The organism is Pectobacterium sp. CFBP8739, assembly GCF_013449375.1.
Taxonomy (GTDB): Bacteria; Pseudomonadota; Gammaproteobacteria; order Enterobacterales; family Enterobacteriaceae; genus Pectobacterium.
In genome coordinates this window covers 454,519-479,090 of sequence record NZ_JACDRR010000010.1, presented here as the reverse complement: position 1 = coordinate 479,090, position 24,572 = coordinate 454,519, and the positions used below count along the sequence as shown (strand labels likewise).

Genomic DNA, 24,572 nt, shown 5'->3' with positions numbered 1-24,572 from the left:
GGCTGGGCAAATAACACCATCTCCCCGAAATGTTCAACGGGTTCTTTTTCCGTCCCTGCCTGAGTACAACCTTCATCAAGCAAACAGGATTTAGCGTAAACAGGAGGAACGGCCAGCATAGGTGTTAACGCCAACAATGGCGCACGAGTTAATACTGCCTGTTTAGCGCATTCCTGAACCGGAGAACGATGAGGGGTATCACCGATAATGACGTTGCTGCTGCCGGAGACAATGACACCACCGCAATTGATACCATCCCCAATACGCGCAGCATTTTTACCGTTAATAATGACGGTCGATGAACCTTCGGCTATTTTTCGCGGATGAACACCATGTGGCGCATTGGGACAGGGACAACCGTGAAACAGAACGGTATCGCCTTTACGAGCGGCTGGCTGACCATTGATAATCACGTCAGGACTGCCTTCAATTATCGGGGTTTCAGGGAAGCAGCCATGACCGCTTCCGATATCGTTAAGACGGGCAGCACCCGGCATTGTCATTTTCCTTTGACAGTAAAACATTCCTTGGTGTGTGAATATTGGGCGCTTTTTATGGATGATTCAATACCGAAACCCGTATCAGGCGTCGATACAGAGATAATGAATAAGATTTTTATTTAGGGTCAGATATTATTTTCTGTTAAGCCATAAAAATGGCCTGACCAGCCCTACTGAGACAAAGAAACTATGATGTCAGTTTTAATAGCAAGATAGGCACTGTCCAGTTCAACCGAAATCACATCTCCTTGGTTAACAGCGTGTTTGAACATTTGAGCATCCACTCCTGTTTTCTGATATCCCCAATAATGCCCACGACTACCACCTTTTTCCACATAAATGTATGTTGTCATTTTCCCTATCAACGAGCCATTAACGTATACATTAAAATTGGCTGATGTCGTGTGAGAACCATCTCTGTGATTAAATAACGCAGCAAGAGATACATTGATGAAACCAAAATTGCCCAGTGATGAGACTTACCCGCATTTTATTTTATTTATAAACGTCACTTTGTATATTGATTCAGAGCATGAAGATCCATTACTTCTTGAACAATCTCCTGTATCATTCAACTGGTTTTCGTTTAACCAGAGATTTCTTCTAAAATTACCACTATAACCATAATAACCCAGAATTTGCTTCCCCTCTGGACAGATAATTAAAGTGTCTCTCCTAACTATATAGTCCGGTTGATTAACAATATGCTCAGTTATTTTTCCTTCATTAAGGCTTTTCCATTCCCCGCTCTGACAAGATAATATTGCACCTTTATCATCTTTACTGATTAACCCATCTGGTGAACAGCTTGCCCCGACCACAGAGATCGACTTAGGCTGTAAATATTCGCCAGAAACTGTTTTTTCTGATGATATATTTCCTGATGCAGAAATGGCTCCTGTCGTTTTTCCATCATTTGAACCCGATAAGGTAAGGTCGCCTCTCACTCTCTGGCTTCCCCAAATATCCAGCTTAACAGAGGAATTGTTATTACCATTCAGGGACAGATAACCATCCCCCGCACCGCCTGATACGTTCAACAGAATCATATTCGGATCACTGGAACCTCCCCCACCAATCTGAAGTTTGCTGGCTTGGGTTCTGGCTGAAACATAGCTTTCAGAGTTGATGCCGTTTTTTACCGTAAGCTGGCTGTTCATCGATACGTTCTTACCAAATGTGGAAAAACCAATAACATTTAAATCCTCAGACACATTGACGTTCTTGGCAAAACGCCCATAGGTGCCATTAAATGAGGTCGCGTTCACGTCACCTGATGCAGTAATGTCTTTAGCATTATTAATACTTTGACCGCCCATATTCAAATCCCCTGTCATCGGTAATGTTCCATCTCGACGCAGGTAAACCGAATACATAGAACTGTCATATCCAACACGGTAGGCCAGCAATCCAGCCGCATTAATCCCACTATAGTTATTTTGGTTCTCAGTCCATTGACCACTCGTACCTGATGCAACAGAAACTGATTGCGTCATACCGCTATCAATGCCAGCGGCTTGCATCGCACGACCTAATAAGTCATAGCGAATGCGGTTCCCTTCTGACCACGGTAACGTTGTTATAACCAGTCCATTGATAACGTAGTTAGGTGTGGTTCCTGCACGTTTTAATAAGATCTTATAGGAAGATTTTTGCATATTGACGCCAGTATGACCTGCAGGCAACAGTCCTTCATTTACCAGCGTCTGATACGTAATTTCACAACCATTCGCCGAACAGGTTCTTGGTCCCGGATCGCTGCTCTGGCTGCTGCTGGAAGTCAGGGTTGAAAGCTTGTCATATCGAATGCTGATATAACGATTAACCGCCTCTCCCATCTGTTTCATCTGTGAACCTACGGTATTCGCCATTACTTTTTCTTGTTCACTTTTCATATCCTGAAACTTCATAAACGCGATTGCTGTGCCGATACCTAACACCAATGTGATTTCCAGTAGGGAAAACCCTTTTTTATTTGTTATTTTCATTTTCATCGTCCTTTTTTATTTACATACATTTTAATTAGCAAAAATAAAAAAGTGGTCAAGATATCCATAAGATATTAATAAATAAAAGGGCGTCACCCCTTTTATTTATAATGAAGTGAAAGTGAGAGTATTGCTGTTTCCTCCGGCCTGACACGTAGAAGCTACTGTCGCCATATTCATATCACTACCCGCTTTTCTGATATTTCCAGTTGTTAAAGCTGCATTACCTGTGCCAATCGCCACACTGTAAAAGTTAGCGCCAACTCCTGAAACAATTTTGGTGCATTCAGATGCTGGAACATCTATATAAGTGATGGTAAAGGCCGAGTTAGCTACACCAGAAGGACTATCGGTTGAAGTGCCTAATAAAACGTTGCCTTTGAATGCATTCACAGGTTTATTGCTGACTAACATATTATCAGGGAAAATTTTCGCCTGAACAGCAACGGTTTCATTGAGACCTGAATAGCTGGATACCGCAGTGTAAAGCGATTTTACCCCTGCCTGAATCGTCGCTATGTTATTACTCTCTGCTGTAGCACGTTGTGATGCCTGAACCTTTGGATAAACAATAAATGCCGCAACCACTAAAGCAGCAACAATACCAAGGACTAAAAGTAATTCTAGAAGAGAAAACCCTCTTTTACTTTTTCTATTTTTCAATAAAATCATCTTATCTCCTTTTTTATTTTAAAATGATAATAGACAAATAGTTTATTAACTTGAGTCAGACAATAGAAAAGCACATGTAATTAATGGATTAACTGACGAACGGCTGATGCAATGGGAATATGTTATAAATTATTTTTTCGTCAGAAAGACAGTAATAGAAACAACCCACCACTCACCTTCTAAGGTGAATGGATGTAGTCAGTTCTTGTGCAATTTGAAGTATGGATAATATGGGACTATAGAACAAAAGGGATAAGTAAAATATTTTAAATGATAATTTTATTAAAAAACAAAAACCACCCCTTTAAATATAAAATGACATATGATAAAAATTATCTATATTTCCTACTTTTAGGTTTTGATACTACATCTGGCTTCTTGTATTTTTCAAACCCCAAGTCTTCTGTTAATGATAATCCATCTCTAAGGTGAGAGTAAATAATATCATGTATATCTTTCTTTAATTTATCTAATTCTTTATCGTCATTTACTTCAAAAAACTCACGAAGGAAAGGAATCGATGTCATCTCCATATGGAGTTGTACTTCTGACGTCCCTATGTCCGCATTAGTATATTCATGTGTTCTTTCATCTCTGTATAAACAAGTCTTATTTTGGTCAAGATCATCATCATACCAAAAAGTAATGCCAAATGGTTGATTGTTTTTTTCATATATAAAATCAAGACTTCTTGACATAGCATTATACCCTATAAATTTAGAAGCTCTGGTCATTATTATCTCCTTAGATTTAATTAAAATAATTTATTTGTTTTTTATTTTACAGTCATCAATAATAAATAAACAATAATATTGAAAAAGACAATATAAAATGAAAATTAATTAACATATTAACTGACGAACGGATGATGCGAGAGAAATACCTCTCAACTAAGGCTTGATTTTTCTTACATCGGACTTGTTTGAATGTATTAACATGGTATCATCATAACTTTGAAGATCTTCCTCTCTAATATCATTAATTTCTCTGTACAAGCTTGAATGCTTTTCACATATATTTCTTGCTGAATTTACCATTTTATTAAATAACTCATCCGTTATTCCTAATGCGTCTGGTTCAGCTTTTCCATCAAGATAATTCCTATAAAAAAGCAAAAGCGCATATTTGTATCCAACATAAGGAATGGGATATACCCTTCCATCAGGATGCTGCATACGGTATGCATACGATACTTTCGTCCCTTTAGGTAAAGAATAAAGATTCTTCCCTGTGGCAAAATCCTGAGCAACAAAAAACCTGTCTTTGTTTAAAAAGATAATTTTTCTAGGCTGGTATCCTTCATGATAAAGTTTATCAACAAGATCTTTTAGTTTAACTACCCCTATTTTACCTAATTGAGATAAATTTGGGATGTTGACCCTACCTATCAAGCCACTATGACTTAAATCCTTCACAGCATCTGTCCATTTTGTTCTCTTTTTTACTGATATTCCACTTAATTCATTTTCATTCATACACTTTCCTTTAAAAAACTCACTCATTTTCACTCTAATAATTCACGAAGAAGAATAGGGTTCATACCTAGCTCTTTGACACACTCTTTTCTTCCATCAGGATGCGCTTTTATCAGTTTCCCCTCCGAAATATAGTGGATAGCCATTCCTGCCGCGAACGCTTCTTTAATCGCTTTCTGTGATGCTGCCTGAGCAATTCGACTTAACATTGCCGTATCCTCAAGTGGGTTTTTCTTTAACCTTCTTTTATTACTCATAATATTTCCTGCTGTAATATAGCTGCGTTGTTCGTGAAAAACACTTTGACAGCAGTGAAAATAACATCAAAATCTTTTACTGTTGAATGTTTTAACCCATCAATAAAAGCTTCACTGATAAGATGACAAACCGAATCATTAAAATGATATTCGCCATTTTTCTTTATGATATCGTTGATCTTATCTTCAGAATCAAAATAAAAAACAGCATTAGGCTTTAATGATTTTATTTTATGCAACAATATATAAACAAACACTCTGATAACCCAACCATCTTCATTTTCTATGAGTTTAAAAAATGACTTTTTAAACGAAATAATGCTCAGATTGTTGGAGCGATTTTTTCTTATTGAATAATACATCATCACCTCCTTTTATAAATACAGCGAAAAATGCACTACTTTTCCAGCGCCATCCTCAAAATCTCTTCAATCAGAAGATATCTCTAATAAGGACTAAAAAATATTCAAACTTGGCACCATCAGGAAGTTGTGTGCTGCCTTCCGGTAAGCGTGGCCCGATATATTGAGTCACAAGCACTTCATCGCCTTTTTCTATCAGGAGTGTTTGTCTGTTAAATGGAATAACAGCACCCAATTCTTTTGAAGTGATAGCTGCCGTATCTTCATGTCCTACGACAGAATGCCACACGCCTTTCTGCACCCAGCAAGCTGCATCTTTCTTTGACAGATGTACAAACCTGACGCAACTGGCATCAGCAGGATTTTTTAACATACCCAATGTAAATACATTATTGATATACTCCATACTCTCTCCTTGGTTTTATTTTTAAATAAACACGATTAAGGAAATAGCCCTAAAAAATATTAAGCCCATTCACTTTGACGCATGTTTAAAAAATAATAAGAAAAAATAAATTCCTTATAACATATAATATAATTGATTCATTATTAAATTCAAATTTAATTCACGTTAAATATCATTATTTAATCCATGATAAATAAAACCTTATTAAATGAAAAAGGCATTAAAATCATAATGCATAAATGTAATGATTAACACTCGTTTTACTGCCGAATTTTCTGTATGCTAAACACGATTTTCAACCATCAGGAAAAATGATAATGAGTGAAGCCTTAAAAGTATTAAACAATATTCGTACCCTGCGTGCTCAGGCTCGTGAAACCGATCTGGCGACACTGGAAGAAATGCTGGAAAAGTTAACTGTCATTGTTGAAGAGCGCCGTGAAGAAGAAGCCAGCGCACAGCAACAAAACGCCGAACGTCAGGCAAAAATTGAAGCCTTACGCGCAAAACTGTTAGAAGATGGTATCGATCCGGCTGAACTGCTTGGTTCTGTTTCTGCCACCAAGTCAGCAAAATCTAAACGTGCTCCTCGTCCGGCTAAATACAAATACACTGATGAAAATGGCAACGAAAAGCTATGGACAGGTCAGGGCCGTACTCCTAAAGCCATTGCTGCTGCGCTAGAGAATGGTAAGACGCTGGAAGATTTTGAGATCTGATAAAAGCCACACAGCATCCACAGAAACAAATCCGCTAGCCTATTGTTAGCGGATTTTTTATACCATTGTATTACTTGAAGAGATTGTTATATGGATGATTATATTTACCGCATCGATACCGCTGTAAAACTTAAAAAAATTCAGGATGGTTTCTTTCGCGCCAAAAGATGGGAAAACAGGAGTGGGATAGACTATCCTCATAAGCTTCTAAAAGACCGCTACGCTGAACTCCCGCCAGCCGAGGGAATTTACCTAATTTGCTTCTATTCAAGCCAGCAAAAAGCCGAAATATCGTTGAAAAATGACTTCTCCTGTTTCGGTGATTGTCAGATTTCACGCTGTCGTAAAGATACTGTATTAGATGCTGGGCTTATAGAAAGCTGGGATGACGGTTTTCTTATTGGTGACGCTTATCTATTTTGGTGTCAAGAAGTACTAACCCAAAGCAACACTAAATTATCATCTACGGGTATTTCTTTAGAGCATATTGAAACACTGAGTCAGGGAGAATGGATATCACTAATCGATTACATAGAAAATAGTTCATCTTCTGTTAATACAACAGTGGAACCGGCCTCGCTACCCAAAGATGTATCAGCAATTCAAAATAAAAAAGCATGGTGGAAATTTTGGTTATAAAAAATCAGAAGTATCGATCTTCAGAAAACGGAACGTGATGAACTCGTGTACAGGATATTCATTTCCAACAGGGAGAAGGCCGCTGATATATTCTTTCAAAATATCTCGACAATGCTCTGGTATATCCGAATTGATTAGAGCCTCAAGGTTCCTAAGTTTAATTAATCGGATTACCTTCCCATAATCAATAACAGCAAACTTCGTTTCACGTAAATAGACCAGTATTTCTATGATAGTGAACAGCAACCTAATACCCTTACCATGCCAAGTATAATATCCTTCAATCGGTTGCAATCGATCAGAGATCATTTTATATATATCTTCCGGCGTTCCAGTAGAAAATACTTTATTAGCATACATATTTCTTACTCTCTTTTCATTTAATGCTGAGTTAACTACCGCGCCCTCTAGGGCTTGCTCAACAGTTCACCGACCTAAAAACAAGTTTTAGGTCGGCTCACCGTTCGGACGTGAAAAACAGGATTAGGACTTGGATTTATTTAAAACACTTTCGATATAAGTTTGGCCTTGTGCTTTATACCTTTCAATATCGCTTTCATGAAGATTTGGGATATCAAGCAGAATCCCAAAGACCAACTCCTTATCTACATAACCAATATCACATCCTAATACTTTGGCAACCTCTGCACCGAAAATAATTTTCTGACGTGTATTTTCTTTTTTCGTTTGCTGTTTCTTTTTAGCTTCCAAGAAGTATAGACGTTCCTGTGCTGAAGCAATTTGTTGCTTTATCGTTTTTGTTGTCATATGTCATCCCCCCAATGGTTTCTATTTTTATTATAAGGAATATTAACATAGTCATCATTATTCAGTTTTTTCTTGATTGATTTTATCTTCAATTTAAATTGCTGTTTAACCTGATGCTCTCTGAATTTTTCCCTTATCTGATTCACTCGTTTTTCTGCTTCTAAATAGGCTTGTTCTGTATCGGTATAAACACCTTCATCAAGAAGTTTTTTGGCTTCAAAATCTATGGCTTCATCGTTGTTTTTATACATTAAACCTCCTTGTATTTGTTATACATTCTCCTTTACCATATTTTGAATAATTATCAATACTGAAATATATCTTTATTTAATAAAATATAAACTCATAAGACTGATATCAATAGCCCATATTACAGCATTAATGCCAATTAAAACCAATGCTGTTTCATCCAACTCACCAAGTTTCATGTTATTCTCCTTTTTCACGTTTCACTTTATTTAACTGATATCCCCTATGTTGGCAAGTTTAAGTATTAGCCACTATATAATTAACTTAACCGATTATATATGAGCGGTTAACTGTTCCATAATATTCACACCATAAAGGCATGGCGGTCTGACCAGTTGAATAGAACTGCAAAAATTATGGTGGGGAATTAAATAAAGCAACACTACGTGATAGTAATCACTAACTATTTTGTCTAATACTCACCACGTTACTTAATTTTATAGATTAGTGTTTTTCATTTTACCTGTTAATTTTTCACTCTGATTTATATGACTAACCAGTTAATCGTGCAACAGGGAAAACTATCTAATAAGCCCCTTATTTTCTGTTTTAGGTCTTTCCCGCCTTACGGCGGGATAAATTAACACTATTCTTGTCCTTCGGACGCCATCCAAACCCCATCATTATAATATCGAAGGAATACTTCATCCGTTTATCCAGATTGCGCCGCTTAATTCGGTGTTTTGTTTTACAGGCATTCATATATTTCGTATTAATTAAGTAGGGAGGCTTTTACATTGTCTCTATTTTTAATAAGACAATGCCCACTTATACACTGCTACGCAGTGTGTGGGGTCTACCGACGGTTGCCTGCCGCAGGCTAACACCGTTTCCTTCGGAAACAACGTCAACGTCAACGTCAACCCCGAAGTTTTTCTTACGAAAAACTAACGGCAGCATAGTTATCGTTGCGTTTTATATTTTGTTTTTATTTTATATTGAGGTCTTTTATTATATGGCGATATTTCATCTGGAGTTTAAAATTGTGAAACGTTCTGATGGTATGTCTTCCTGCAGGAAGGCAGCCTATCATGCACGTTGCAGAATAACAGATGATCGCACAGGCAATACCTATGATTTCAGCCACAGAACAGATTTATTCCATCATCTGATATTAGCACCTGTTTCCGCACCTGCTGATATTGTCGAAAGCTCAACAGCACTATGGAATGAAGTAGAAAAGGTTGAGCGTCAGAAGGACGGTCAAACAGCCCGTTATTTTGATGTTGCTATTCCCTGTGAACTGGACAATGAAGACAAGATAAAACTGGTTGTTGAATACTGTCAGAAAAATTTCGTTGATAAGGGCATGATTGCTGATATCGCTTTTCATGATCTTGATGGCAATAATCCCCATGCGCATGTAATGTTGACATTAAAACCGATCACCGTTGATGGCTTTGGTAAAAAAGAAAGAAGCTGGAACGACAAGAGAAACGTAATCCTTTGGCGTGAATCATGGTCAGTGATTGCCAATCGCTATCTTACTGCTGCTGGCAGTAATGAACGTATTGATCACCGTTCTATTGATGTTCAGCACAATGAAGCACTCGAAAACGCCGCTATTACCCTGAATGTCGAAGAAAAAGCGTTATGGCTCGCCAAGGCAACAGCAACCAGCCGTCCAGCAATGCAACGTGTTCACCGTGCCAAGTGGAACAGTAAAAGTGTTAGGGAAAAACGTGCTGCTGAACAGGCTGTTCGTGATGAGATGAAACAGGAAGCTCAGGCTACCTACCGCACCTTCAAAGATCTGGACCAGCAGATCGTTGTTGACCTCAGAAGCTTCACCGTATTCGAGCTTCCTGAACCTGTTGAAATCGTATTGCCTGAAACAGGTTCGCAGTCATCATCATCCGAAGTGCAACAGCCTGTTCTGGTTGCCCCTGCACCTCATACACGCACTAAATTGAAAACCCCATCCTTCCCAACTGCCAGTACGATTAAACGCGCTCCTGTTAAAAGCAAGAGAAAGCAGGTTAAACCTCGTCAGAGTGGCGTATTCAAGCGTTTCACCCTACTGGTGGTTGAATACATAAGAGAGAAGTTTGTCTGGGCCAAGAAGAAACCAGTTCCGGTTCCCGTTGATGCAGAGCACGATAAGCGTATTGCCGAAAACTACGTGTTTGATGAGGTTCAAGGTATCTATATACCACGCACTGAACATGAGAGACGTGCAAGGTTAAACAGTGATGACTACCAACCTACCCCTGATGAGATCAGACGTTTTCCAAGTCGTCCTAAGAACGAGCAAGCCAAAGCTGATAGTAGTATGGATCTGAAACTATCCGTCCCACCAGAAAAGATGAAACAGCCCCGCCCACCGCGCCTCAAACCTCCGAGTTGGGACTGATACAGAAAAGATTTGAAGTGAATAACTTTTTAACGAAAAATTGATTTCAACGGTTTTTTTTAAACACACTAAGTCTGTAAAATTCATCGCTTACGCACATCTGATCTTAAGTGAGACCAAAGATGAGACAAGAGATCTTAGTTCGTTCTTTTTCAATTTCCCTTTTTATTATTCGTCAAACAGAAAATGAATGCAGGATTCTTTTATTAAAACGTCGGGGAAGCACACAACCCAGCGAATGGTGTCAAATTGCAGGAGGTGTGGAGCCTGAAGAAAAAGCATGGCAGACAGCGATACGTGAGGCCAAAGAAGAAACAGGTTTAACGTTGAGTAATTTGTATTCTGCCGATTACTGCGAACGGTTCTATGAGGCAGATAGAGATGCGATTACTCTCGTTCCTGTTTTTATTTCCTACGTGTCAAAAAATTGCCAAATAACACTTAATGAAGAGCACAGCGAATACTACTGGGCAACTCTTCCAGAGGCTTTTAAAATGCTACCTTTCCCCGGTCAACATATGACACTAGAGTTTATTCATAGATTCTTCGTTAAGTGTGAACCTAATAAAATGTTGAAAATTCCATTATGAAAAAACCGGATTAGGCTCCGGCTTTTTATGTTCATAATAAAATAATCGTATGACTAACTATCATCTCTATTTCTAATAGCATCCCGATAACGCTGTTGCTCAACGATACTCAGATTGGGATCGGACAGAACACTCCGCCCTTTTACAGCAATGTCGTAGTCAATTTGGGATTGTGTTTCATATTCTTTGGTCGGTTTAGAATAATCGGATTGCGGTGCAGATGACGGTGCAGAATAACCAGAATATGTTTTACTCCCAGCACAGCCAAGATAAGCCAGCAGACTGGCAAACAAGAAAAAAAATGTCCATGCGGTGTTGTATCCATTAACTGTGTATCCGCTGCCATTTATATTTGAAAACACACTATGAAATCTAATAGCGTAAGCAATCAGGAATGATGAGAGGATAACAACCCGACTTTTACCTACAGTTAAATGCTCACGTATAAATTTTACCGTTGGCACAAGTATAATCACAAATAGCCCAATAGCAGTAATAACCAGCCATATCGGGAAATGTCCGTATTTTTGCGTGATGTTTTGCGACAGCGTCACCAGCGACAACACCAAGAAAGCGTTAAGCAGAAACAGTCTGAATGCCAGCGATACCTTCACCTTCTTTGATATCTCATGTAGAAACAGCATCGGAGCCAGTGATGGTATGTTCATCAGCAGACCGATGGAAATCGCCCAATAGATAGAGTTCATAGCGTTCTTCCTGTAATTACCTAGCGGCCCAGCCGTTATTGATTTTCACCAGAACAATTTTGGCTTCTTCTGGTTCAGCCATCCCCTTGACGCCAGAGAACGCATTTTTATCAACCCAGCCCGGAACGCCATCGAGCTTCCATGTATAGGTCACTTGTGTGATTTTAGTGCCAGCGCCATCACTCGGTTCAGTCCAACTGGTGATCTCAGCAACAACACGATGACCAACACAGGCACCTTGCTCACGGTCCCAAAACTCAACCTCTTGTCCTTTATCTGTAACCTCTAAAACATCAACACTGCTAAAGCCGTTGGACTGTTGCGAAACAGTGAATAGCCCCTGTTCAACAAGCCCATTCAGGATTTCATCACTGGCACTGTATCCAGCAGAACGATAACCACGGTTAACCTTAATCGGAAAACCTTTGTTAAACGCAAAGTCATTGTTCTGCAGTGAGTAGCACACCTTTGATTTTGAAATTTTTGCGTTGATAGCCTTCTCAAAATCGCCTTTCTCACCACATCCCGCCAGAACAAGAGCTGTACCAGCAACGAGTAAAATCTTCTTCATCTTCCTATCCATCCTGATAATCAAAAATGCTGTTATGTAGAGGTCGTCTGCTGCACATCTATAGTCGTTAAAGCTTGTTCTTACTGGCATAACGCAGCAAAACCACCTGATTAACCAATTGATAGGATTCAATTATTTTTGTGGGCCGTCATATCGTTTGTAACGATCAAAATCAAAATAACGATAGCTGTTATCTATCATTAAATATATATCGATCGATTAAATCAATTAACTTACCGATCGAAAAAACGTTATTAATCGCTATAGACTATCAATATCAATTTATCGATCTGCATTACCGATCATTTTCTTGCTAGATGAATCGTTACTGGATAAAGTGAACAGAAGGCTCACTGGACCGTTTATGCGCTGATTTGTGGGGATAGAACGCTAAGCCCTGTGACGAACAGCCAGCACTGCCCTATAGCCCTTTCTTGGCCTTTATTAATGCAACATCAGGGAAAACAACCATGAGGGATGCCGTTAGCTGATTAGACAAGAAGATTCATAGACTTCTGATATGCGGCTCTCTTCGCCAGTCATTAATACAAATTTTATAGCCAGAGGTATATCGCATCTGGCCCCGGCTTCTTTACGCCTGTTTTACGTTTACTGTTTATATGGAGTTAACATGAAAAAACTGTTTATCGCTGCTCTGGTGATCCTGCCTCTTACTGCTTGCACCACCTATGGCAACAAATCCCTTAAAGACGAAACCCAACAAACCGTAAAAACTAAAATCGTTAAGGGGAAAACGACCCAGCAAGATGTTATTAACGCATTTGGGGAACCACAAACGCGCGCTACCAATGATGGTCAGGAAATGTGGTCCTACTCCAGCATGTCAGGCGAGAGCCAGATCTCGAACTACATCCCCGGTCTGGCCTTGCTGAAGAACAGCAACACGGCTCACATGAACTCCCTTGAGATCTGGTTCAAGGGGAATGTTGTTGACCGATATAATTTCAGCCAGACGGCGAGTAAGGTTTCGCGTGGGTTGTTGGATTAGTTAATGTCCATTTAAATATGTAAGAGACCTATGCTCAAGTAGGTCTCTCAATGAATGAAAATCAATAGACTCAAGATCTATGAATTTCTAACTATCGTATCATAGCGCTCAATGAAAGTAATTATTTTAATGTTATCTTCATTATAAGTTTCAACCCATTTAATCATCGCATTCTCGATAATATAAATAAAATCTATTAAATTAAAATAGGTTGTATCGCCGATAGTTTTTGTTTCGAATGAATCTCGCTGTTGTATTGTAAGGCTAATTCTTCGCACATCGCCTTTCTTAACTTTCTTAGACTCTAAATTAGACATATGTAATAGAGAATTTCTTAACTCCCATAACTCATCAGCAGTAATTCCCAAAGTAGTTAAATCTGCATACAGATTAACCCATTTAATAAAATTATGATGTTCACCTATATCGATCCAAGCAATAGTATCTATAAATGACAATAATAATTTAACACTAGCAATATAATGCCCATGATTGAATAAAAGATGAATAGGAACAAAGTGATCATCAACTAACAGCTGAGTTAAATTAAACTTTTCGTTTACATAATATTTTGTAAGGTAATCATTATTCGATAAAGAATCTAAGCCTAAAAACTTATCAATATGATGCTGCCGCAAAGGTTCATATTCTAATCTAAACTGATAGTTTATATTGCCATTCTGAATTGGTGTTATTACAAAAAAAGAATTCTCATCGTATCCTTTAAGTAAATCAGAAAAAATATATGTTAGGTTATCAAGCCTCATTAAAGAATTTATTCTTTCTATTGATATACCATTTTCTTTATCTTTAAGTATTGTTGGTATATCACCATATTTAGCTATAGATAAGTCAGTTCCAACTTTTGAGAGTAAATACTTTCTTTTTTGCTCATCGGTACCGCTATGCATATAAATAACTGCTGCAACATGTGTTATTAAATTGTCAGTAGCAAAATAATAAAGATTGAAAATATATTCTCTCATAATGTTATCCATTTAGTCTTTAAGTTTTTATAAGATAATAACATGACAAAAATTCAACTTTGAACATATACGGAATCTATTAATTTTCAAGCACCGCAACAGCGATCTTCAGCCTATCAACAGTTTGAGATAACACCTCATAGAGTTCGCTCTCCATCTCATGCTCAAACTCACTATTATTGACTTTATTTAACTTTACAGAAGCTTTTTCAAGTTTAAGTAAGATAGAATACCTAAAACGCTTTCAACCAATTAAAAGCATTTAATTTACAGCCGCATGTTTAAATGCATCATCACATGTTGTGTGAAAATGCGTCCAGATCTACCTCTTTATAATTACTTCTTAAAAAATTAATGAGCTCATAATAAGAATGTAAAAGTTCATTCTTTCTAAGAATCAATAATTCACTCATATCTTTAACAACTTGGAATGGTAGATTTCTCTTTTCCATTCTTATCTGAGAACAACTATCATTAGAACTAAAATTCTGATATATCCTACCATCTACTTGTGTATCACCGCTTATAACCCCCCATAATTTATTATAATTAGTTATAAAGGTCGAAAAATAATGAGCAAGGCTCGTGTCATTTAATGGATAATAAGTTGGAAGATCGAGAAGTAAAGCATCAAACATATCACCAAATAAAGTTATCTTCATTTCTACTGAATGAGGTATAAGATCTACATAAAAATTTAATCTTGAGAATGGAACAAACTTCATATAAGTATTTATAAAATAAATGTCATTAATTCTTTCTTTATTAGAAAATGAAAGAGTTGAATTTACATATCCCTCATGTTCATATTTTATCTGTTGAAGTTTTTCAACAGTATAAATTGTCGGATTTTTATCAACTTCAGTATGATGATTGGCACAGAGAAGTATTAAGTTATCATACGAATTCCTACCGGTAGAAATAGATTTTTTCCCTCTCGGTCCATTGAAGTTTTTTGCTATGATATGAGCCATCTCGCCAATGTGTACATTATTTTCGAATAGATCTATTTTGCATATATTACACCTACCAGCAGATAATCCATATAATTTCTTTATGTCAGGATTTAATGTAGACATTGTTATTCCCTTTTAAAATTAAAACTATAAACCAGCGTAAATATATGTATTAAAAAATAACACTTCAAATTCAAATTTAGCCCTAATTTATTTATTATCTAATTTAGCTCTTCTCTCCAATTCATCTCGAATCATTCTCATTATTCTTAGCACCAGTATCTTCATCCCCAAATGCGTTCGCTCTTTGTTTCGTAAATCTCTACCTTACCATCCGTTTGCTACTTATTAATAAGCTGAGTTAACAGGTTTTCTTTATCAGCACCATACTTGTAATAGGCACTATTTGACGCGAAAACGGTAGATATTTCAACCTGCAAAATTTTTTTATAGTGACGGTCATTAGATTCCTCAATAACATTACTAACCTCATCAAGACCCCAAATATCACGCAACAAGTTAACACGGAGTTCTTCAACTGTTTTACCTTGTATTGGAACGGATCCTCTCTGAGTGAGCTCTGCCACCATACGAGCAATACGGTCTGCATTTTTAGGGATATAGCTCATAAACTCCTCTTGTATACTTATGCTACAATTATATCACACAGTTAAGACATAGGAAGGGGATGATTTCGCTTTAATAATTCATTTTCATTCTCACACAACACAACAGAGATCTTAAGCCTATCAACAGCCTGAGACAATGCCTCATAGAGATCGCCCTCAATCTCATGCTCAAACTCACCATTTCTGAACATTACCACATAGCCATTAGTTAGATCTTGCATAGGCGCAGGGTTTATTGGTTCTATCGCTATTCTGATGTCTGTACCTTTGTATTCGAGCACCGGATAGCCCATGTCGGCGTGAAGCACGATACCACCGAGGGCTTCCACTTCGGATAAAAAGTTATCTTCAGCGATGGCCTCACGTAGATCCTGTAGGCCGAGCGCGTTCATCAGTGCGGATTCATCTGGAGCATTAGCTTTTACCCTACCGCAGTAATAGTAATCATCCAAAACACTAACGGGTGTGTTGGGATGTTGACTGTTATAGGCTTTGGTTTCTGACATCAGAGATCTTATTGTTTCTTCGCTTACTTGGCTGAGTTCAGAAATCAATCTCCCATACACATTTACCATTCGTTCCTTATCACAATCATTTGCTGACTCAGACAGGAAGAAGGAGTCGTAATCTTTAACATATATGTTATTGTCGTTTTCGAGGGTAAGTTTTATCCCACATTCATTCTCTTCAACATCTTTAACTATGCAGGTCATAAATGGTATTTTTTCATTGGCATTAAATAGCGTAATGATTTTAATATTATTCATTGTTTGATTTTCCTTTTTGTTTTATTTTTAATACTATATTTATTTTAGGGAAATCAAATTTAACGCAGATAATATACATAACACTTTTCCCTGTGTTTTCATATGTGATACTCGCGTATAGCTTAACTTACTCAATCACTGAACATCATCTTTGTAAATGAACCATCGCCCTGAATATTATCCCAATCTAAAGGTTCTTCTGGTGGTAAAAGAGTCGCTTCTTCAGTAGCAACATTCCCACCCATGCTTTTACTCATCATTTCCCCTTTGGATTTTTTAGCCTGCAATCTTGCGATTAACAAATCTATGTCTTCTTGATTATTAACTTCTTGCATAACTGCTTCAATTGACCTGTTTTTATCTTTAAGTTTGCTATTACCGCTACAACTGACGACTATGCTTTCGGGTTGTTCTTCCATTGCTTCTTTCTTTTTTATAATCTCTGAAACAAAACGAGCACGATCACCATTGAAGACAATAGCAGGATTTATGAAATACCAGTTTTTTTCATTGGTTTTAGCAATGATACGTTTTTCGATAAGTTCTTTTATCCCTCTGTAAAAGATTGATTCAGACAAGACAAAGTGATCAATTTTTTCCGCAAGCGACATTGCTTTTTTACAACTTAGGTAAAAATGATCTTTTCCTATCGCATCCTGATATATTCGTAAAAAGATGAAAAACACTTTGTATGCTGTTTTCGTGAGATCAAAGTATGCTTTTATCTGAGAGGTATAGAGTTTAATGAACTCTTCTTTATCGACCTCTTGTGTATGAACAATATTGGCGAAGTAGCTTTTACTGGTATCTTTCCTTTCGATAAGTTCTGTTCCCCTTGAAACGGTCAGATTTTTTTTTCGTGTTTCAATCTTTAAATCGGTCTCAAAACAAAAAGGATTTAAGCCTAAGTCTAAATCAACATCTATTTCATTCATCATGTTATTACCTCTTATTATTTTATTTATAATGAATTAAATACCATGCACGAAATAGATATCAAGTTTTTTTGCATATTTTTTTGCGAAAATATTTTAAATATCGCAACTATTCCAGTGACGATAATTTAAATCACTGTCGTTTTTAAGCTATAAAATGACATATAAACTGACTGCAAAGTCAGGAAAGCTCACTGTGCAGTCAGGAATACTGACTATAGAGTCAGGAACACTGACCGTACAGTCAGTCGCATACTTTCGTCCTAAGCCTTATACCGCAAGGGCTACATGCCGATTTTTCCTTAATTTAATTTTGCAAGAAGTAAGAGATAATACTTAAGAGGATTAAAAGAAACCGGGCGATTTTTATGATCGCCTTGTGGGGTTTCAACATTGAAAATGATTGGTTGTTATTATGTGCAAGATGTATTTTTTATTGCGAAGCTTTCCTTTTTATTTCACTAACCTCTTTTTTGAAAATCACCACCATCTATGAGCTGACGCTCATGTGCTATCGAAAACGATGAATCTGTTTTCATAAGCACGGCTACGCCCTAACTCTGATATAAATTTTTTATATTGATAATGTGTTTTTCGATGATTGATGATGAAAGAGGAAAAGATCTGTTTCAGATCGTTTTATCATCAAGTTAATGATTTGATCCTATGTTTAAACATAGCATTACCGCGATAACATATAGCATTTGCTCTTAAACGTATAGGAAAACTATATTTAGAGAAGCAGCACTTAGTGATTGTCCAAAACAATCACATTGCTGAAACAGGGTTCATCCCTGTTAGAAATGGATTTATCCATAAAGAATTGCGGCGATAGCTGCCAGTAAACAGAAGGAAAACAATAACAATACTTTCATGTAATCGACTGCGCTTTGTGATTGTATAAAACAATCACTTGCTGTTCATAACCGAGAGTAAAAATAAAACAGAAATCAGATGGTGCATTTTAGTCGGCACACTTCACGTTAAGGTTATTAAACATATTACAGTATTAAGGAGTCGTAACCTATTATATTTTAAAGAGATTTAACGATAAAAGTTTCCTGTACGTAAATTTAAGTTTCCTCTGGGGAAATCGAAGTTTCCTGTACGGAAACTAAAGTTTCTTCTGTGGAAACTTTTCACTGATCTAACATATCCAGAAAAGTGAACGCAATTTCGCAAAAGTGTATTATTTTTCCTTTTTTCACATTTATTTTTGACAAGATAACGCCCTGCATTATATATAAATAATATTATAATAATAAAAGGAATACTTATGATCATTGATTACAACACAATAATGAACTCAAGCAATGAGGAAGTAGAAAACTATATCAACAGAAATCACTTCACAGATAAACAAAAGCTAGAGATTTACAGTTTTTATAACCGAAATAGAAAAGATAAAATAACCGTGAATGTAAGGAAAGAGCATAGTTCTGATATACAACCGGGAATAGCCTATGTTCACGCTTTTTTAGATAATCTGGAAAAGCTCGGAAAGAACATGTCTGGCGCTGAATACACAATAATGATCCGATTATGTAAGCTCATGCAGCATGGTAATCTTATAGCCAGTATATCTCAATCAGCACTCGCTGAAGAACTGAACATGAGTAAATCAAATGTATGCAAATGCTGGAAAAAACTTATCAATAAAGGCATCCTTATATTAGATGGTAAGCATACATTAATAAATGCCAATCTCTTTCTGAAAGGCCAGTACAGAACGCTTAATGGAACACGTAAGGAATATGTAAAAAATCGCTCAGAACTACCAGTGAAGGCGTCGAGAATGTTTTTTCTACCGTATATAAAGAGTCCATATTTATAAATAATAAGGATGAAGAAGAAACAACAAAAAAGGAAGATAAAACACCATCACTTTCTGCACCTGATGATGATATTGATTGGGACTCAATCTCAGAAAATAACATGCTCGATGATTACCATGAATACGTTAATGACGATGAAAAAATATAATCTATTTATTCGCACATTGTATTATTTTTATCTCTCTGTATTTGACACTTTCTCTCTATCCATTAATATATATAATTAAAGGAAATATTATGAGAAAAACAAAACTAGATAACAGTGATTTATTAACCTATTTTGAAACAGTTGAAAAACTAAAGCAACAACCATCAATGGATGAATATTTAGAAGGCTATCGTAAAGTTCGTGAGGCTACACCTTTTGGTACCGAAGTAGATAAATATAGATCTGCTCATAGTGAACTGCGCAGACTGGATAAGAAGAGACAATCACTTGTGGGTAATTTCATCGGTGAACTTAATCCTATAAGTTTTTCAACAGCTAACACATCTGCAAAATCATCAGGGAATCTTGATAAATTTTATGAACGTAGTCTTTATAGGAAAACAATTCAAGAAAAAAGTGATGAAGAAATTGTATCCCTAATTATAAAACAGCGTACAGAAGCAGCACTTCAGTTTCAACGTTCTGTTGAGCAGAGTCTTGAGCAGCTTTCCAGTATTTCAGCAGATTTTGGAATATCTAATACAAAACGCAGGAAAATGGCTGTGTAAATTATATTACGTATGCAACTTGAACAATTTTTTAAACGCCTGTTTTCCACTGGAAGTAATGATTACTTCCCTAAATCCCGAAATTCTGGTTAACCATTCTTTTTGCTCACAATACGTAAAAAATGCAGCCCCCGCTTCGCCACCAAGATGAAACCGCCGCTCACTCCAATCAAGGCAAGCACAGCACGCTTTACGCCGTGTTTTGGGGTTGAGCATAATACCTAACTCTCGGAACTGATTTTGTCCCGATAGCGTCAGTGAAACACCATCTGGCGTTATCCACCCTTCAACAACCATATAATCATAGATCTGAACAGCGATTTCACCTGCAAGATGGTCATAACACGTCCGGGCAACTCGTAACGAGGAAGGGGTGCTGATTTTAGCTGATGAAACCGAACGCCATGACACGCCCATAATGTTCTCAATCAGCCCGGCAATGTCTGTTCCTGCCAGACGGTAATAACGATGACGCCCCTGAGAAAGACAGGTAATCAGTCCCTCACTGACAAGTCGGGACAGGTGCGCACTCGCAGTTGATGCCGCTATATCAACGACCGCACTTAACTCTGTCGCTGTCCATGCACGTCCATCCATCAATGCGCAGAGCATTTTTATGCGGGAAGGATCAGACATGGCAGCAGCTAAGGCCGCCATTGAATGTTCCAGAGCATCACCGCTATCTGTTGAATTAGCGTGTTTTAACATGTTACTCAGGCACGACAGCCCATTTCTCCGTTGCTTTACTGGCAAGCCTATCATTATCAGTCACAAGGATCAGTTGGTTTGCATGATCGCTATATTGGTACAGGATATTAACCCCCTTCTCAGCCAGCATTGCCGCTATCTCTCCCAGCTCACCGGGGCGCTCTTGCTTAAGTTTTCGGATCAGTGGTCTGCATACGCTTTCAACCTGAAATCCTGCGTTTTCCAGCACGGCTTTGGCAGCATCCCCCTTCTCAACAAGAAAATGCGCGTGTGCTTTGTCTGCAACAGTAAATACGCCACCACCCTCAAGGCCAATACCGTTTTGACCTAATACCGTCCCCAGTGCAGCCAGTTCGCCCGGTGTGTTCTTTAAAACAACATGGATGTCATACATCGGTCTGACCTCTGGTTTCTGATGAATAGTCTCTGAGTACATGGGCAATACGGATGCGATAAAACGAGAAGATAGATTGACGTCCCTCTGATTGAGCCGCCTTATGCAAAACATTTTGTTTCCATAGCAATACGGCCTCTTCATCCCGCCACCAAGACAATGACAGTATCTTTCCCGCCGTTGTCAGACTCTGGAAACGCTCGATAGAAATAAAACCATCAATATCTGCTAATAGCGGTTTCAATTCAGCAGCAAGCTGGAGATAACGTTCTTGCTGTGTGGCAACAACATCTGCTTCAAAAAGCACTGCGATCACATTCCTACCCTCTATGTATTAGACACGGGTATGACTGTATCGTTTTCAGTGCCGAACACTTCGATGGAGGGCGAAATATGGATGTCATCATCAATAGCATCTGTAGCAGTGTCAGGTGTCAGTGATAAAGGTCTTCAGGTGATACACGATCCCGCCCCATTTTCTCAAGTAACTTCTGTAATCTCTTATCCCTCAATTTCTGAGCCTTTTTCTCGCCAATATCCTGATAGTATTCTTCACGGCGTTCCGCTACTACCTTGCGGAACTTCGTCAACAGTTCATTCAATGTCTTTAAGTCAGTAGTAGCCGCTTCTGCTTGGATTTTTCTATACATAAACATAACATGGAATTCATCAATCATATTATACCTCTTAGTTTTATCATTCATGTTATTTCCCTCTTTCGAGGGAATATTCATAATATTTAAAATCAAACAACTGTCACTTTTAGCTTCCAATAAACAGGATCTTGATTTTCATCCTGATTTATATTCTTTGAAACAAGTTCAATGATGTGTTCTTGATGCCAATACAAGATATCGGCTTTTAAATCCCTTCTATTTATATCAGATACATCATTTTTGATAGAGCATTTCTTCATCTCACGAGTTATCAAAACATCATATATGACGCTTGACATGAAACCATCGTTCAAAATATCGATTGCTGTTTCAGGATGTTTTTCATAAATACCATATATCTCATCACAGTATCCTTGTAAGATGTTGGCAATAAGTTCGTTTTGTTCTTCTTCATTTTTATTTAATATAATCTCTTTCATCTTTAATCCTTTTATTATGTTAATGGTTAGTTATTATAAACGACATTGATGATGACAGAACCGTATTCCAGACCTAACTCATCGACTAAATCGTTATTTATATGTCGATTTAATGCATCTACTAAGTTTTTATCTCCTATCATTTCTTCTACTGAATACCCGCTCAGAGCAAGAAACACATCTAGGCTTTCTTGAATAGTATTCTTTACTTTCGGGGTTCCTTCGCACAGCATACTTACTACTACAGACATTTTATTTGTCATATATTTTCTCTTATATTTTGGTTAGCCCCTTGCGGGGCAAGGTGAGTTCTTACTTTCTAAAGCTGTCTGAATAATCGACTAACATGGCAGCGACCAGTTCAAAGTTAACCTCATTAATATCACCATCATTTCCCTCTTGGGCAGTGAATCTTTCAAAGTTGTTCTGAATATGGTCAATCACATGAATAATAAATGGACTCATAAAATCCGGGTCATCCAAATAATCATTGGCGTCACCATCACCATTAACTTCCATGAACAGATTCCAGCTTGCAGCAAACGATCTACATGCAAGGTTATAGAACAGTCCGGTTGATTTATTAACACCTATTTTTTCTTTAGACATATTTGTATCCTCATAGTTAAATGTTTATTTAATTGATTGTTTTTTATTAGCCCCTTTCGGGGCCGAATATGCTGTTGTTAGCTCATACTAAAAAGTAATGCTTGAGTATGAACATATCTCATTTCATGCATAACCTTATCCATATCAACATAGATAAGTCTTTCTCTCTTAGCCGCATCTTCCATATGTTCATCAAAGCGTTTTGCCAGATATTCTTTAACATGCGAAAGATATGATTCCGTTCTGTTGCTATCTAACATTATGGCTTCCAATACCTCATAACCTTCTTGTTCTTTATATATACGTATTCCTGTGATATAAAGATTCTTCGCCATAGCAGTAAAAACATTGGTAGATGACTCTTTGATATTTTTCATTTCATTACTATTCATTTTATTTCCTCTTGTTGTTATTAAAATGTTTGTTATTCAGATACAGGACGTGAATCAGAAATGATTTTCTCAATCCATGCATCAATCTCACTTTCAATAAAGGCAATAGACCTTAAACCCGTTTTAACCTGCGATGGAAAGCGACCAGCTTTAATAAGCGTATAAATCCATGTCTTTCCAAATCCTGTTCTTCTAATCACTTCTGGTAAACGGATAAGGCGTTGTTTTTTATTTACTACGATTTGAACCATATTTATCTCCTGTGTTGTTCGATGAGATAATTGTATGGATTTTTCTTATGATTTAAGAGGGATGTTCAGAAAAGAGTTTTTTACGCAGATTTTTGGGAGGATAAAAATAGGGTATGTTCAGGTTGAGTGAATGTAGGCGATATCTGCATTGCGCAACACACCGCCTCCGGGAATGTTAGTCCTCGCCGAGTTCGTCAGTGATGAGATCCTTAACCTTCCAGTGTCTTCTGTCGTCGTATCTGTATGTAAAATCTACAAAAGACTGATAGTGAGCAAGCTTTGTCAGATACTTGACTGCCAGTGGATGATCTGTTGATTTCACTTTTTCAACATCACGAATACCGTCTTTAAACTCATCAGGGTATAAAAAGCTAGTCAGTTGCGGCATACCAATCCTGACCTCTTCATCCTGCGCCCAGAACAGCAAATCCATGATGGGAATGATGTTGTAATCGAGTATTCTTTTGAGGTTGCTGACCCCAAAGCGAAAATCTCTGGCTGGAGGCTCAGGAGCCTGTAGTTGTTCTTTCCACTCAGGAACCATTACTTTCAGGTGATTGATGATTTCTTCGGATGACGTTTCCGCCAGATTAATTTGAACCAGCATCAGCCCCTCGTTGTTTAACCCGGCTTCCTTCAGATAGTGTGAGACTTCCATATGGGGTAGGGGTTTTCCTTCCGGGTTAACGTATTTATCGAAAGCAGCCACATAACCCGCCACCTCCCATAGCCCTTGGTGTGTGACAGGCTTGATGGCATAGCTGGAAGACAGTCTTTTTTCTGGCCCCCCGAAAACATCACCAAACACGACCTTGCCTTCAATCAGCTCTTCGTAATATTTCTGATGCCTGCGAAGGTTTTCAGGAGACAGCTCAGCCCGGTTTTGTTCCATACGATAGGCGACAATCCTGTTCTCTATCTCTTGGAAAAGCTGTTCCACTGTCAAATTTTGCAGGACGCTGTAGTTTTCAATGTTGAACCATTCCTTAACAGCTTCGGCGATCTCCGCTTTGGTCATAACGTATCCTTTTG

35 protein-coding genes and 1 pseudogene are annotated in these 24,572 nt (G+C 37.7%); 7 read left to right on the top strand and 29 right to left on the bottom strand.

Going from position 1 to position 24,572, the window contains the following annotated elements; translation table 11 throughout:
• From H0247_RS10715 to H0247_RS10675, 9 genes are all read right to left on the bottom strand, one after another.
• Positions 1 to 497 (bottom strand): PAAR domain-containing protein (locus H0247_RS10715; protein ID WP_255433933.1); only part of this gene is annotated, 497 nt, incomplete at its 3' end.
• A gap of 173 nt (positions 498 to 670) precedes the next feature.
• Entirely contained in the window at positions 671 to 853 is a 183-nt protein-coding gene (locus H0247_RS10710; protein ID WP_180742509.1) for a hypothetical protein, read from the bottom strand.
• Positions 854 to 979: 126 nt separating this feature from the next.
• Positions 980 to 2,488 carry a shufflon system plasmid conjugative transfer pilus tip adhesin PilV gene (pilV, locus tag H0247_RS10705; protein ID WP_255433932.1) on the bottom strand — a complete coding sequence of 503 codons (1,509 nt, stop codon included), beginning with the start codon at positions 2,486 to 2,488 and terminating at the stop codon, positions 980 to 982.
• Positions 2,489 to 2,593: 105 nt separating this feature from the next.
• Positions 2,594 to 3,160 carry a type 4 pilus major pilin gene (locus H0247_RS10700; protein WP_180742508.1) on the bottom strand — a complete coding sequence of 189 codons (567 nt, stop codon included), beginning with the start codon at positions 3,158 to 3,160 and terminating at the stop codon, positions 2,594 to 2,596.
• Positions 3,161 to 3,492: 332 nt separating this feature from the next.
• The gene (locus H0247_RS10695; RefSeq protein ID WP_180742507.1) at positions 3,493 to 3,894 is read right to left on the bottom strand and encodes a hypothetical protein; all 402 of its coding nucleotides are present in this window, start codon (positions 3,892 to 3,894) and stop codon (positions 3,493 to 3,495) included.
• A gap of 156 nt (positions 3,895 to 4,050) precedes the next feature.
• On the bottom strand, positions 4,051 to 4,635 hold the full coding sequence (locus H0247_RS10690) for a hypothetical protein (RefSeq protein WP_180742506.1): 585 nt from the start codon (positions 4,633 to 4,635) through the stop codon (positions 4,051 to 4,053).
• A gap of 29 nt (positions 4,636 to 4,664) precedes the next feature.
• Positions 4,665 to 4,892 carry a hypothetical protein gene (locus tag H0247_RS10685; RefSeq protein WP_180742505.1) on the bottom strand — a complete coding sequence of 76 codons (228 nt, stop codon included), beginning with the start codon at positions 4,890 to 4,892 and terminating at the stop codon, positions 4,665 to 4,667.
• Entirely contained in the window at positions 4,889 to 5,257 is a 369-nt protein-coding gene (locus H0247_RS10680) for a hypothetical protein (protein ID WP_255433931.1), read from the bottom strand. The genes H0247_RS10685 and H0247_RS10680 overlap by 4 nt, the downstream gene beginning before the upstream one ends.
• Before the next feature lie 67 nt (positions 5,258 to 5,324).
• Positions 5,325 to 5,660, bottom strand: coding sequence for an STIV orfB116 family protein (locus tag H0247_RS10675; protein ID WP_180742504.1), 336 nt, complete (start codon positions 5,658 to 5,660; stop codon positions 5,325 to 5,327).
• A gap of 317 nt (positions 5,661 to 5,977) precedes the next feature.
• Between H0247_RS10675 and H0247_RS10670 the strand changes: the two genes are divergently transcribed.
• On the top strand, positions 5,978 to 6,379 hold the full coding sequence (locus H0247_RS10670) for an H-NS family nucleoid-associated regulatory protein (protein ID WP_116156642.1): 402 nt from the start codon (positions 5,978 to 5,980) through the stop codon (positions 6,377 to 6,379).
• A 90-nt stretch (positions 6,380 to 6,469) separates the two neighbouring features.
• The gene (locus H0247_RS10665; RefSeq protein WP_180742503.1) at positions 6,470 to 7,018 is read left to right on the top strand and encodes a hypothetical protein; all 549 of its coding nucleotides are present in this window, start codon (positions 6,470 to 6,472) and stop codon (positions 7,016 to 7,018) included.
• On the opposite strand, the gene H0247_RS10660 is transcribed toward H0247_RS10665, so the two are convergent.
• The 3 genes from H0247_RS10660 to H0247_RS10650 form a co-directional block, all read right to left on the bottom strand.
• The gene (locus H0247_RS10660) at positions 7,013 to 7,378 is read right to left on the bottom strand and encodes a hypothetical protein (protein ID WP_180742502.1); all 366 of its coding nucleotides are present in this window, start codon (positions 7,376 to 7,378) and stop codon (positions 7,013 to 7,015) included. The genes H0247_RS10665 and H0247_RS10660 overlap by 6 nt on opposite strands.
• Before the next feature lie 123 nt (positions 7,379 to 7,501).
• Positions 7,502 to 7,786 (bottom strand): conjugal transfer protein TraD, encoded by a 285-nt coding sequence (locus H0247_RS10655; protein ID WP_180742501.1) that lies wholly within the window; start codon positions 7,784 to 7,786, stop codon positions 7,502 to 7,504.
• Complete coding sequence (locus H0247_RS10650; RefSeq protein WP_180742500.1) at positions 7,783 to 8,037, bottom strand: hypothetical protein; 255 nt, start codon at positions 8,035 to 8,037, stop codon at positions 7,783 to 7,785. Before H0247_RS10650 ends, H0247_RS10655 begins: the two co-directional genes overlap by 4 nt.
• A 953-nt stretch (positions 8,038 to 8,990) precedes the next feature.
• Between H0247_RS10650 and mobQ the strand changes: the two genes are divergently transcribed.
• The gene (gene mobQ, locus H0247_RS10645; RefSeq protein WP_180742499.1) at positions 8,991 to 10,388 is read left to right on the top strand and encodes a MobQ family relaxase; all 1,398 of its coding nucleotides are present in this window, start codon (positions 8,991 to 8,993) and stop codon (positions 10,386 to 10,388) included.
• 122 nt (positions 10,389 to 10,510) lie between these two features.
• Positions 10,511 to 10,978, top strand: coding sequence for an NUDIX pyrophosphatase (locus tag H0247_RS10640; RefSeq protein ID WP_180742498.1), 468 nt, complete (start codon positions 10,511 to 10,513; stop codon positions 10,976 to 10,978).
• Between the two features lie 53 nt (positions 10,979 to 11,031).
• Here H0247_RS10640 and H0247_RS10635 read toward each other — a convergent pair whose 3' ends face one another.
• Both H0247_RS10635 and H0247_RS10630 read right to left on the bottom strand, forming a co-directional pair.
• A complete protein-coding gene (locus tag H0247_RS10635) occupies positions 11,032 to 11,685 on the bottom strand; it encodes a hypothetical protein (RefSeq protein WP_180742497.1) in 654 nt (217 codons plus the stop codon).
• 16 nt (positions 11,686 to 11,701) lie between these two features.
• Positions 11,702 to 12,256 (bottom strand): membrane lipoprotein lipid attachment site-containing protein, encoded by a 555-nt coding sequence (locus tag H0247_RS10630; protein ID WP_180742496.1) that lies wholly within the window; start codon positions 12,254 to 12,256, stop codon positions 11,702 to 11,704.
• Between the two features lie 631 nt (positions 12,257 to 12,887).
• On the opposite strand from H0247_RS10630, the gene H0247_RS10625 reads away from it, so the two are divergent.
• A complete protein-coding gene (locus H0247_RS10625) occupies positions 12,888 to 13,265 on the top strand; it encodes a hypothetical protein (RefSeq protein WP_180742495.1) in 378 nt (125 codons plus the stop codon).
• Between the two features lie 77 nt (positions 13,266 to 13,342).
• Here H0247_RS10625 and H0247_RS10620 read toward each other — a convergent pair whose 3' ends face one another.
• The 5 genes from H0247_RS10620 to H0247_RS10600 form a co-directional block, all read right to left on the bottom strand.
• Positions 13,343 to 14,251 (bottom strand): hypothetical protein, encoded by a 909-nt coding sequence (locus H0247_RS10620; protein ID WP_180742494.1) that lies wholly within the window; start codon positions 14,249 to 14,251, stop codon positions 13,343 to 13,345.
• 293 nt (positions 14,252 to 14,544) lie between these two features.
• Positions 14,545 to 15,330, bottom strand: coding sequence for an HNH endonuclease signature motif containing protein (locus tag H0247_RS10615; protein WP_180742493.1), 786 nt, complete (start codon positions 15,328 to 15,330; stop codon positions 14,545 to 14,547).
• Positions 15,331 to 15,548: 218 nt separating this feature from the next.
• Positions 15,549 to 15,836: a hypothetical protein gene (locus H0247_RS10610; protein ID WP_180742492.1), complete on the bottom strand. Its 288-nt coding sequence runs from the start codon at positions 15,834 to 15,836 to the stop codon at positions 15,549 to 15,551.
• Positions 15,837 to 15,877: 41 nt separating this feature from the next.
• Positions 15,878 to 16,603 carry a hypothetical protein gene (locus H0247_RS10605; protein ID WP_180742491.1) on the bottom strand — a complete coding sequence of 242 codons (726 nt, stop codon included), beginning with the start codon at positions 16,601 to 16,603 and terminating at the stop codon, positions 15,878 to 15,880.
• Positions 16,604 to 16,734: 131 nt separating this feature from the next.
• On the bottom strand, positions 16,735 to 17,538 hold the full coding sequence (locus H0247_RS10600) for a hypothetical protein (RefSeq protein ID WP_180742527.1): 804 nt from the start codon (positions 17,536 to 17,538) through the stop codon (positions 16,735 to 16,737).
• A gap of 1,276 nt (positions 17,539 to 18,814) precedes the next feature.
• Here H0247_RS10600 and H0247_RS10595 point away from each other — a divergent pair.
• Positions 18,815 to 19,521: pseudogene (locus H0247_RS10595) on the top strand (hypothetical protein).
• Positions 19,522 to 19,610: 89 nt separating this feature from the next.
• Positions 19,611 to 20,090, top strand: a complete 480-nt coding sequence (locus H0247_RS10590) for a DUF4756 family protein (RefSeq protein ID WP_180742490.1) — start codon at positions 19,611 to 19,613, stop codon at positions 20,088 to 20,090.
• Between the two features lie 6 nt (positions 20,091 to 20,096).
• Here H0247_RS10590 and H0247_RS10585 read toward each other — a convergent pair whose 3' ends face one another.
• The 10 genes from H0247_RS10585 to H0247_RS10540 form a co-directional block, all read right to left on the bottom strand.
• A complete protein-coding gene (locus H0247_RS10585) occupies positions 20,097 to 20,798 on the bottom strand; it encodes a helix-turn-helix transcriptional regulator (protein ID WP_180742489.1) in 702 nt (233 codons plus the stop codon).
• Between the two features lies 1 nt (position 20,799).
• Complete coding sequence (locus tag H0247_RS10580) at positions 20,800 to 21,192, bottom strand: amino acid-binding protein (RefSeq protein ID WP_151241842.1); 393 nt, start codon at positions 21,190 to 21,192, stop codon at positions 20,800 to 20,802.
• The gene (locus tag H0247_RS10575) at positions 21,185 to 21,508 is read right to left on the bottom strand and encodes an antibiotic biosynthesis monooxygenase (RefSeq protein ID WP_038908707.1); all 324 of its coding nucleotides are present in this window, start codon (positions 21,506 to 21,508) and stop codon (positions 21,185 to 21,187) included. The genes H0247_RS10580 and H0247_RS10575 overlap by 8 nt, the downstream gene beginning before the upstream one ends.
• 118 nt (positions 21,509 to 21,626) lie before the next feature.
• Positions 21,627 to 21,869 carry a DNA-binding protein gene (locus H0247_RS10570; RefSeq protein ID WP_180742526.1) on the bottom strand — a complete coding sequence of 81 codons (243 nt, stop codon included), beginning with the start codon at positions 21,867 to 21,869 and terminating at the stop codon, positions 21,627 to 21,629.
• A 68-nt stretch (positions 21,870 to 21,937) separates the two neighbouring features.
• Complete coding sequence (locus H0247_RS10565; protein ID WP_180742488.1) at positions 21,938 to 22,288, bottom strand: hypothetical protein; 351 nt, start codon at positions 22,286 to 22,288, stop codon at positions 21,938 to 21,940.
• Between the two features lie 26 nt (positions 22,289 to 22,314).
• Positions 22,315 to 22,551: a hypothetical protein gene (locus H0247_RS10560; protein ID WP_180742487.1), complete on the bottom strand. Its 237-nt coding sequence runs from the start codon at positions 22,549 to 22,551 to the stop codon at positions 22,315 to 22,317.
• Positions 22,552 to 22,600: 49 nt separating this feature from the next.
• On the bottom strand, positions 22,601 to 22,897 hold the full coding sequence (locus tag H0247_RS10555; RefSeq protein ID WP_180742486.1) for a hypothetical protein: 297 nt from the start codon (positions 22,895 to 22,897) through the stop codon (positions 22,601 to 22,603).
• A 77-nt stretch (positions 22,898 to 22,974) separates the two neighbouring features.
• Positions 22,975 to 23,289, bottom strand: a complete 315-nt coding sequence (locus tag H0247_RS10550) for a hypothetical protein (protein ID WP_180742485.1) — start codon at positions 23,287 to 23,289, stop codon at positions 22,975 to 22,977.
• Between the two features lie 32 nt (positions 23,290 to 23,321).
• Positions 23,322 to 23,540 (bottom strand): AlpA family transcriptional regulator, encoded by a 219-nt coding sequence (locus H0247_RS10545; protein ID WP_109225875.1) that lies wholly within the window; start codon positions 23,538 to 23,540, stop codon positions 23,322 to 23,324.
• 175 nt (positions 23,541 to 23,715) lie between these two features.
• Entirely contained in the window at positions 23,716 to 24,558 is an 843-nt protein-coding gene (locus H0247_RS10540) for a DUF6387 family protein (protein WP_180742484.1), read from the bottom strand.
• Positions 24,559 to 24,572: the final 14 nt, after the last annotated feature.